6 protein-coding genes and 1 rRNA gene are annotated in these 8975 nt (G+C 60.4%); 3 read left to right on the top strand and 4 right to left on the bottom strand.

Annotated features, from left to right (window positions below):
* Positions 1–24 precede the first annotated feature (24 nt).
* The 3 genes from mksB to mksF are packed head-to-tail and all read left to right on the top strand — an operon-like array spanning position 25 to position 4836.
* Complete coding sequence (gene mksB / locus HX869_RS22305) at positions 25–1302, top strand: Mks condensin complex protein MksB (RefSeq protein ID WP_003214377.1); 1278 nt, start codon at positions 25–27, stop codon at positions 1300–1302.
* On the top strand, positions 1292–1999 hold the full coding sequence (gene mksE / locus HX869_RS22310) for an Mks condensin complex protein MksE (RefSeq protein ID WP_003214375.1): 708 nt from the start codon (positions 1292–1294) through the stop codon (positions 1997–1999). Before mksB ends, mksE begins: the two co-directional genes overlap by 11 nt.
* Positions 1996–4836, top strand: a complete 2841-nt coding sequence (gene mksF / locus HX869_RS22315) for an Mks condensin complex protein MksF (protein WP_008437530.1) — start codon at positions 1996–1998, stop codon at positions 4834–4836. Before mksE ends, mksF begins: the two co-directional genes overlap by 4 nt.
* A 170-nt stretch (positions 4837–5006) precedes the next feature.
* Here the strand turns inward: mksF and HX869_RS22320 are convergent, their stop codons facing one another.
* From HX869_RS22320 to rrf, 4 genes are all read right to left on the bottom strand, one after another.
* Complete coding sequence (locus HX869_RS22320) at positions 5007–7310, bottom strand: PqiB family protein (RefSeq protein ID WP_003214369.1); 2304 nt, start codon at positions 7308–7310, stop codon at positions 5007–5009.
* Positions 7303–7926 (bottom strand): paraquat-inducible protein A, encoded by a 624-nt coding sequence (locus HX869_RS22325; RefSeq protein WP_003214366.1) that lies wholly within the window; start codon positions 7924–7926, stop codon positions 7303–7305. The genes HX869_RS22320 and HX869_RS22325 overlap by 8 nt, the downstream gene beginning before the upstream one ends.
* On the bottom strand, positions 7913–8572 hold the full coding sequence (locus HX869_RS22330; protein ID WP_177022667.1) for a paraquat-inducible protein A: 660 nt from the start codon (positions 8570–8572) through the stop codon (positions 7913–7915). Before HX869_RS22330 ends, HX869_RS22325 begins: the two co-directional genes overlap by 14 nt.
* 170 nt (positions 8573–8742) lie before the next feature.
* A 5S ribosomal RNA gene (gene rrf, locus HX869_RS22335) occupies positions 8743–8858 on the bottom strand.
* Positions 8859–8975: the final 117 nt, after the last annotated feature.

Consider the following 8975-nt stretch of genomic DNA (forward strand, 5'->3'; position numbering starts at 1 on the left):
ATCGCTAACCAGCCGGCCATTCCGATGATCGAACCCAAGCGCGTCTTGCGCGCCCTCGCCGAACACTGGGCCCTGCTTGAGCCACTGTGCGAACACTTCGACCAAGGCACCCTGAGCCTCAGCGAACTGCGCGCCCAGTTGGCCGCCCAACAACTGGACAGCACGCCACAGGACATCACCAGCCTGCTGGACGTGTGGATTCGCCTGGATATCCTGGTGCCTGTCGCCAAGAGCCCGAACCGTTTCGAGCTCAACGCACAGATCCACGACTTCCTGGCGTATCTTCGCAAGGAGCACCGGCTAGGCCTGTGCCTGGAAATCGAAGCCTACCTGCGCCACCTTGAGCGCCTGGCGGGTTATATCCAGGACGCCTTCGACATCCGCGACGGCCATGACCTGGCGCGCCAATTGCGCCTGCTGGACATGCGCGTGCGCGACGTGCTGAAAAAACTCGCCAACGACGAACAGGCCCTCGCTGCCGTGGCCGATCGCGCCAAGACCAGCGACCGGCAGATCCCGTTGCGCCAGCGCTACGCCGAAGTACTGGCGACCTGGGACGAATACGTCGAGCCGATGATTCAACTGGTGAACGCCGACGGCGCCTTCGAACAGGGCGTGCGCAAGGTGGAAAACGTACTGTTGCGCATGCTTACCGAGCAGCAGCGCCTCGGCCACCTGGTGGATGACGACATGCTGCTGCGCACCCACGCGCGCATCCTCGAAATGCAGACCAGCGCCCAACTGACCTTGCGTCACGCCCGGGAACTGCTGCTGCCGTTGCGGGAAGAAGCGCGCCGGCACAACGCCGTGACCCGTGGCGCGGCGCTGGCCTTGTCGGCGATTCGCCGCAAGGGCCTGGACGCGGTGCCGCAAGCGGCGATGCCGATGTTCACCCGGCCGCAAAGCACCTTTCTTGGCAGTGCCAGCCAGGTCGAAGCCTACGTGTACGCCCTGGCCAACTTCGAACCGAAGCCGGCGCGTTTCCCCAAGGCGCACAAATCCCACAAGGGCGAAGCCCCTCGCGCACCGCGCACGGTCAAGGAAATGCTCGAGCGCTGTGAAGACGCGCTGCCGATGCCGGACCTGATGACCTGGCTGCTGGAGCAGGAACCGGACGGCGCAACCGACGAGTTGCTGTACTGGTTCTCACGCCTGTCGCGGGAAAAACGCTTCAAGCGTGAACGTCTGGAACGACGGGATTACCACACTCACGAGCACCAGGTCAGCCTGCGCTCATTCGCCCTGCTTCCAGCCAGTATTGATACGGCCGGGAATTCTGCGAGCACCCCTCATGCATCTTGATCTATCCGAACTGTCCCAGCTGGCGCCGATCTTTCGCGAGCTGTTCAAGGGTTACCACGTCAGCCGCCGCGACCCGGAGCTGTACGCCCAACTGTCGAACTTCCAGGACCAGTACCGCACGTTGTTCAAGGCCCTGGGCTTTGAGTTGGTGTGCGACACGCGGGGTTTCTACTACTTCGTGCCGGACTCGGCCGTGGCCGCCGCGCAGGTCAACAAGACCGCCCAGCGCCTGGCGTTGTTCACCTTCATCATCGTCGAGCACCTGGCCGACCAGGGCCGCGACCCGATCGCCGTGCTCGACGGTGGCAGCCTGGGCCGTGACGAACTGCCGTCGTTGCTGGAAAAGTACCGCGACCTGTTTATCCAGGCCGAAGTGCAGACCGTCGAGGAACTGGAAGAAAAAATCATGCGCCGCATGACCCAGCTGGGTTTTGCCGGTGAAGAGAACGGCATCTACCGCTTCCTGCCGCCGATGCACCGCTTCCTCGATGTGTGCCTCTCGGTCCAGCAAGACCGCGACCTGGCCGCGAGCATCCACAGCGTATTGCCGTTGCCGGCCCCGGTGATCATCGACGAAGACAGCGATGAAAAACTGCTGAAGACCGATGACCCGCTGGACTTGAGTGACTTTGCAGAAGAAAGCGAAGAAGACGCCCTGGCCCGCGCCATTGCCGAAGAACAGGAGACCGACGCATGAGCAAGGAACGCTACGGCATTCGCCGCTTCGCCCTTTTGAACACCGCCGGTTACAGCCTGGGTTTGTTCCCGCTGGAAGAACCGCTGTCGGTGTACGGCGCGAACAACCTCGGCAAATCGGCGTCGATCAACGCCTTGCAGTTCCCGATTCTGGCGCGCATGTCGGACATGAGTTTCGGCAAGTACACCCTGGAGCAATCCCGGCGTTTCTACTTTGCCACCGACACCAGCTACATCCTCGTGGAAGTCTCGCTTCCCCATGGCCCGCACGTGATCGGCGTGGTCGGTCGCGGCCCGGGCGGTGGTTTCGGTCACCAGTTCTTTGCCTACGCCGGCAAGCTGGACCTGGCGCACTACCAGAAGAACGACACCTGCCTGCGCCAGAAAGAGCTGTTCACCAACCTTGAGCGCGAAGGCCTGAAAGCCTATGAGCTCAAGCCCGATGAGCTGCGGCGTTTGCTGGTGGGCGGCCATACGTCGATCCCGCTGGACCTGACCCTGATTCCGCTGCGCTCCACCAGCGAGCAGAGCCTGAAGACCTTCCGCGCGCTGTTTATCAATTTGCTGCACATGCGGGAAATCACCGCGGCCAAGTTGAAGCAGCTGTTTCTGGATGCGTTCGAACACAGCCTGCGTTCCGGCAGTGTCGATTACATCGCGGCGTGCGAAGAAGCCTTCCGCGATGTACGACGCATGGAGCAGGACTACAACTCGCTGGTGGCTGCCGGCCCTCTGGTAGAAGCCTTGGCCAACGGCGTGAAGCAGCGGGACATTCTGCGGGGCAAGCTGCATCGCCTGTCACCGCTGCTGGATTCGTTGCTGGGCACCTGGTCGGACTACGCCAGTGCGCGCAAGGAAGAACTGACGATCCAGGCCGAGCATTACCGCAACGAGCAGGATTCGCTGCAGAACGACCAGCGCGGCGGCACTCAGGAGCTGATGCGCCTGGAGCGGGAAATCAGCGGGATTCAGCGCTGGCTGGGTGAGCTGTCGGTGCTCAAGCACCGCTTCGCGCTGGTGGATGACGTCAAGGTGCTGGAGCAGCAACTGCTGGCCGCCAAGGATGCTCACGATGAACTGGCCGGGGCCTTGGCGCAGTCGCGTCAGTTCAGCGCCGAGGATCTGGACGAACGTCTGCGGGACCTGGAAAAACGCCTGAAGTCGGTGAAGCAGCAACTCGATCACGCCGACAACAACAGCTACGCCAAGCTGCGGGAAGAATTCTCGCAGCAGGATGTCGAGCGTCTGATGCGCCTGTTCAACAGTTCGCTGTTCAGTTTGCCGCTGGGTGAGCATGGCATCACGCTGGACGAGGACGGCCTGTGGGTGAAATCCCTGGAGCAGATCCTTGATGGCTTCAAGGGCGAGCGTTTTGAAGTGCCGGGGCTGGCCATCGACATCTCGCACATTGAACCACCAGCGTTGCAGGCACTGGCTGACCGCGCCGCGTTGCGCGACCAGAAAGAGCGTCTGGAAAAAGAACTCAAGCAACTGAAAACCCAGCAAGCCGTGGCGGCCGACCGCGCGGCGAGCAAGACCCAGACTGAAGCGCTGTACCAACAGGTACTGGACGCGCAGAAGGCGCTGGAAGATTTCCGCCGTGCACAAACCCTGAGCGCCGAGGAAGGCGAAAAGCTGGAAAGCCTGGCGCAGATGGAAGCGGCCCAGGACGAATTGAAACGCTCCAGCGATGCGTTTACCGAGCGCGTCCAGCAACTGTCGGCCAAGCTGCAATTGGTAGGCCGGCAGATTGGTGATATGGAAGCCAAGCAGCGCACCCTGGATGACGCATTGCGTCGTCGCCAGTTGCTGCCGGCAGACTTGCCGTTTGGTACGCCGTTCATGGACCCGGTCGACGATTCCATGGACAACCTGCTGCCGCTGCTCAATGACTACCAGGACAGCTGGCAAGGCCTGCTGCGCGCTGATGGCCAGATCGACGCGCTGTACGCACAGGTGCGCCTCAAGGGCGTGGCCAAGTTCGACAGTGAAGACGATATGGAGCGCCGCCTGCACCTGCTGATCAACGCTTACGCGCACCGTACCGATGAAGCCCTGACCCTGGGCAAGGCCCGGCGGGCGGCGGTCACGGATATCGCGCGCACCTTGCGCAATATCCGCAGCGACTACGACAGCCTTGAGCACCAGTTGGCGTTGTTCAACCGTGAGATCAACAAGCGCCAGGTGTCCAACCTGCAGAGCTTCCGCATCGTGCTCGCGCCGAACAAGGAAGCCCTCAAGCATATCGACCAGATCATCCACAGTGCCGGTCAGTATGAAGAAGGCGAAACCCTGTCGGTGTTCGATCTGAGCCAGAGCGCCGAACAGGACAACAAGAACGAGGAAGCCAAGGAATACCTGGCGCGCCTGGTAGCGGCCAACCATAACCAGTTGGGCCTCAAGGACTTGTTCGAACTGGCGTTCGAGATCACCAAGGTCAACGGCCAGCCGATCATTCACACCGACATCGATGGCGCCGCCTCCAACGGCACCACCATGACCATCAAGGCGCTGACCAACATGTATTTGTTGCTGCACTTGATGGACCGCGACCAGGCCGGGCGCGTGCGCTTGCCGTACTACCTCGATGAGGCCGCGGACATCGATGAGAAGAACCAGGCAGCATTGCTGGAGACCAGCTTGCAGCTGGGCTTCGTGCCGATTCTGGCCAGTGTGAAGCCGCAGGTTTCCGCCCAGGTGGCGATCGACCTGGAAGGCGGCAGCGGGCCGAACGGGATCTACATTGATGAGGCGGACTGGAAGTACATCCGTCGTCACGATGTGGTGAAGGCAACGGTGAATGTGCAGGCGGATGAGCCGGAGCTGGATGAGGTTTAATCAGTTGCGCTGAAATGCAAAAAGGCCGCGATCTTCTGGATCGCGGCCTTTTTTTGGTGTTCTTGAGGGCCTCTTCGCGAGCAAGCCCGCTCCCACATTCAATCGGGTTCCTTCAATGGGAACTGGGTCAAATGTGGGAGCGGGCTTGCTCGCGAAGGCCGCGCCTCGATCTATTTGCCGAGCGGGATTTTAGGCGCCCAGGTCAGCCATTCGTCTTCAAACTTGTCGAACAGCGGGAAGGTCTGCTGGGGCCGAGCGGCGTTGCCCATGCGCTCGCCGTCCGGCGTGGCAAAGGCGATGCCGCCGGCGACCAGGGTCTCCAGGGACTCAGTGCGAACGGTCGCGCCCTTGAACAAGCCGAAGTCGAGCCCGAAGCCGCTGGTGTTCCAGAACCGGCTGCCACTGCGCACCAGAGGCGCGTACTTGGGCTCGATCAGGATGTGAACCAGCACACGGTCGGCGGTCTGGCCCAGCTCGTAGCCGGTAACTTTGCCTACGGTGACTTCGCGGTAAGTGACCGGAACGCCTTCCTTCAACGAGCCACGGCGTGCGGCGCTGAGTACCAGGCTCAGGCCCTCCTCCTGATGAACGGCTTCTGGCGGCTTGTCCAGCGCGACGAAACTCTTCTGTGGGCCGATGCTTTTGGTCGCTGGCTGTACTTCAATGTACTGGCCGGTCACCAGGGTTTCCAGGTTCGACGTTTTCATCAGGCCCAGTTCAGGCTTGACCACCCAGAACTGACTGCCGGCCCGTGCGATGCGGTCGGCCACCTGGGTGATACGCGCGCTGAGCAGCACCGATTGCATGTCGGCGCTCAGGTCAACACTTTCGATCTTGCCTACGTCCAGGCCCTTGAAGCGCACTGGCGTACCCGGGCGCAGGCCATCGGCGCGGTCGACCTTGATGGTCACCAACGTACCGTGCTGGTTGGCGGCTTCGCGATCCGGGAACAGACGGAAACGCGGGATGCGCTTTTTCAGCGGCACATTCGGCTCCGGGGTTTCGAAGGCGATACCGCCCGCCATCAGGCTGGCCAGGGATTCGCTTTTCACCTGGATGCCGCCGGTAAGCCCACCGGTCAGGGTCACGCCGCTGGCATTCCAGAAACGGGTCGAGCCATTGACCAGGCCTTCGTATTCTTTCTCGATATGGACGCCGATCACCAGTTGTTTGTTCTTGCGGGAGAACTGGTAGCTCTGCACGGAACCGACCTTGACCTGCTTGTAGAGGATCGGGCTGCCGACATCCAGGGAACCGAGGTTGTCGGTGAAGAGCACCATGTGCAGGCCGGGGGAACGCAGGTCCAGTGGCGGCGCCTTGGCGCGGGCGACGTACTCCCGTTGTGGCGCGGTGCCCTTGTCGCCGGGACGGATGGCGATGTAGTTACCTTTGACCAACGCTTCCAGCCCGGTGATGCCGGCCAGTGAGATGGACGGCTTGACTACCCAGAATTGGGTGTCCTGGACGAGGTAGTCTTCGGCCAGTGGGTCGAGGGTCAACTCGGCATTGGCGCTGGACAGGTCCGGGTCGATCTTCAGGGTCTTCAGGCTGCCGACCTGGATGCCTTTGTACATCACCGGGGTGCGGCCCGCCTGGAGGCCTTCGAAGTCGGTGAGTTTGACTTTGACCTTGATGCCCGCCGCGGCCGCATCGAAATCTTCGTAAAGGCGGAACGGCAGGCTCGGGTCCGTCGGTGGGCTGTCCTTGCGATTCTCCGGCGTGGCGAAGGCGATACCGCCGGCAACGATGCTGGCCAGGGATTCACTGCGGACTTTTACGCCGGAAAGGTTGGCGTCGATGCTGATGCCGCTGGCGTTCCAGAAACGCGTGTGTTTGCGCACCAGGCTGGCGTAGGTCGGCTCGATGTAGACCTTGATTTCAACGGTGGTCTGGTCTTCGGAGAGCAGGTAGCTTTTGACCTGGCCGACCTGGATCTGCTTGTAGAACACCGGGCTGCCACGGTTCAGCGAGCCGAGTCGATCAGCTTTGATCGTCAGGTGCAGGCCGGGCTTGGCGTCGGATAAAGGCGGTTCTTCGGACAGGGCCTTGAACTTGCGCGTCGGCTCACCATCGCCTGGGCTGGCGGCGATGTAGTTACCCGAGACCAGGGTTTCCAGGCCGGTGATCCCGGCCAGGCTGACACTTGGCTTTACCAGCCAGAAGCGGGTGTTGGTCTTGAGGTATTGCTCCACGTCCTTGTTCATCTCGATGGTGGCAATCACCCCGCGATTGTTACCTTCGTCATCCAGGGCCAGGGTCTTGACCTTACCCACGGACATGCCTTTGTAGACCACTTCGGTCTTGTTGGCCTGGATGCCTTCGCCGCTTTCAAAGCGTACCTGAATCTCGATACCTTGCTGGTTGTACGCACGCCATCCCAACCAGCCACCGATGATCAGGGCAATCAGGGGCAGCACCCAAATGGCCGACCAGTTGGAAGCTGGGCGGGTTTTAGCCTTAGGCAAATCACTCATGGTCGTCGTCCGACTCCGTGTTATCCCAAATCAGTCGGGGATCAAAAGTTACTGCGGCAAGCATCGTCAAGATCACCACACTGGCGAACGCTACGGCACCGAGATTGGCCTCGACACTGGCAAGTCGCCCAAAGTTTACGACTGCCACCAGGATGGCAATCACGAAGATATCCAGCATGGACCAGCGGCCAATGAACTCGATAAAGCGGTACATGATAATGCGTTGTTGCGCGGAAAGTGGCTGGTGACGCTGCACCGAGAACAGTAACAAGCCGATGCCCACCAGCTTGAAGGTGGGCACCAGAATGCTGGCGATGAACACTACAGCGGCGATCGGGAACATGCCGTGCTGCATCAACTGGATCACGCCGGACATGATGGTGCTCGGATCGCCTTGGCCCAGGGAGCTTACGGTCATGATCGGCAACAAATTGGCCGGGATGTACAAGATGGCTGCCGTGATCAGCAGCGCCCAGGTGCGCGTCAGGCTGTTCGGACGACGGGCGTGGACCAGCGCGCCGCAACGGGTGCAGGTTTGCTCGTCGGTGTCCGGGTCTTGTTTGTTTAGTTCGTGGCATTCGGTACAGATCAGAATGCCCGCATCAATCGCCCGCATGAGCATCCTCTCCTGACAGCGCTTCCCAGATCTGGTGAGGTGACATCACCACCTCCAACAATATCTGGACCATTAACAGACTGACGAAGCAGGCCAGACCGAGCCCTACGGTGATAGTGGCCATGTCAGCCAGCTTTACGATCGCCACCAGCACGCCCATCAGATAGACCTCGAGCATCCCCCAGTCTTTCAGATGATGGTAGATGCGATAAAACAGCAGACCGTAGCTACGGCCGATGTTCCAGCGGATGCTCAGCAATACCGCCAGTTGGCACAGGAGCTTGAGCAATGGAATGCCCATGCTGCAGAGGAACACCACCACGGCGACGCCTTGCATACCGGTGTCGAACAGACCGACCACGCCGGTCCACACGGTGTCCTGCGAGGACTGCCCGAGTAGATTGAGCTGCATGATGGGTAAAAAGTTCGCGGGGACGTACAACAGCAGCGCGGCAATCACTAACGCCAGGCTTCGTTCAACGACGTTGTGGCGGTGAGCGTACAGCTCGTAGCCGCAGCGTGGGCATTGGGCCTTTTCACCGCGGGCAAGCTCCGGCTTGCGCATCAACAAGTCGCACTCATGGCATGCCACGAGTTCGTCCAGCGGTAAGTCTGACGCCTCAAGGGCATCAACCGGGTCGGGCATATAGGGCTCGGACTCTAAAAAAGATTAGGTGCCTATTCTAGTGTTCTGGTTCAGAAATAACTGTGCAAATTTGTCGGGGTGCCGCTGTATATCGAGCATGTCGGTAAAGTTTCCGACCGCCCAAAACAAAACCCCTGATTGCGTTAGCAATCAGGGGTTCTGGAATTTAATCTTGACGATGACCTACTCTCACATGGGGAAACCCCACACTACCATCGGCGATGCATCGTTTCACTGCTGAGTTCGGGATGGGATCAGGTGGTTCCAATGCTCTATGGTCGTCAAGAAATTCGGGTACTGAGTCGTGGCCAGTTGGCCTCGCTTCAGCAAATTGGGTATGTGATAGCTTTCGGTGTTTTGCAAGATCTCGAACTTTCGGTTCGTTTCGTCTTCACACACCGCA

It is taken from the genome of Pseudomonas sp. P7779 (assembly GCF_013386315.1).
In the GTDB taxonomy this organism is placed as follows: domain Bacteria; phylum Pseudomonadota; class Gammaproteobacteria; order Pseudomonadales; family Pseudomonadaceae; genus Aquipseudomonas.

Bases quoted from the DNA above. Each gene is read 5' to 3' on its own strand.
- mksB (WP_003214377.1), top strand. From the start codon at position 25: ATGATCGAACCCAAGCGCGTCTTGCGCGCCCTCGCCGAACACTGGGCC.
- mksE (WP_003214375.1), top strand. From the start codon at position 1,292: ATGCATCTTGATCTATCCGAACTGTCCCAGCTGGCGCCGATCTTTCGC.
- mksF (WP_008437530.1), top strand. From the start codon at position 1,996: ATGAGCAAGGAACGCTACGGCATTCGCCGCTTCGCCCTTTTGAACACC.
- HX869_RS22320 (WP_003214369.1), bottom strand. From the start codon at position 7,310: ATGAGTGATTTGCCTAAGGCTAAAACCCGCCCAGCTTCCAACTGGTCG.
- HX869_RS22325 (WP_003214366.1), bottom strand. From the start codon at position 7,926: ATGCGGGCGATTGATGCGGGCATTCTGATCTGTACCGAATGCCACGAA.
- HX869_RS22330 (WP_177022667.1), bottom strand. From the start codon at position 8,572: ATGCCCGACCCGGTTGATGCCCTTGAGGCGTCAGACTTACCGCTGGAC.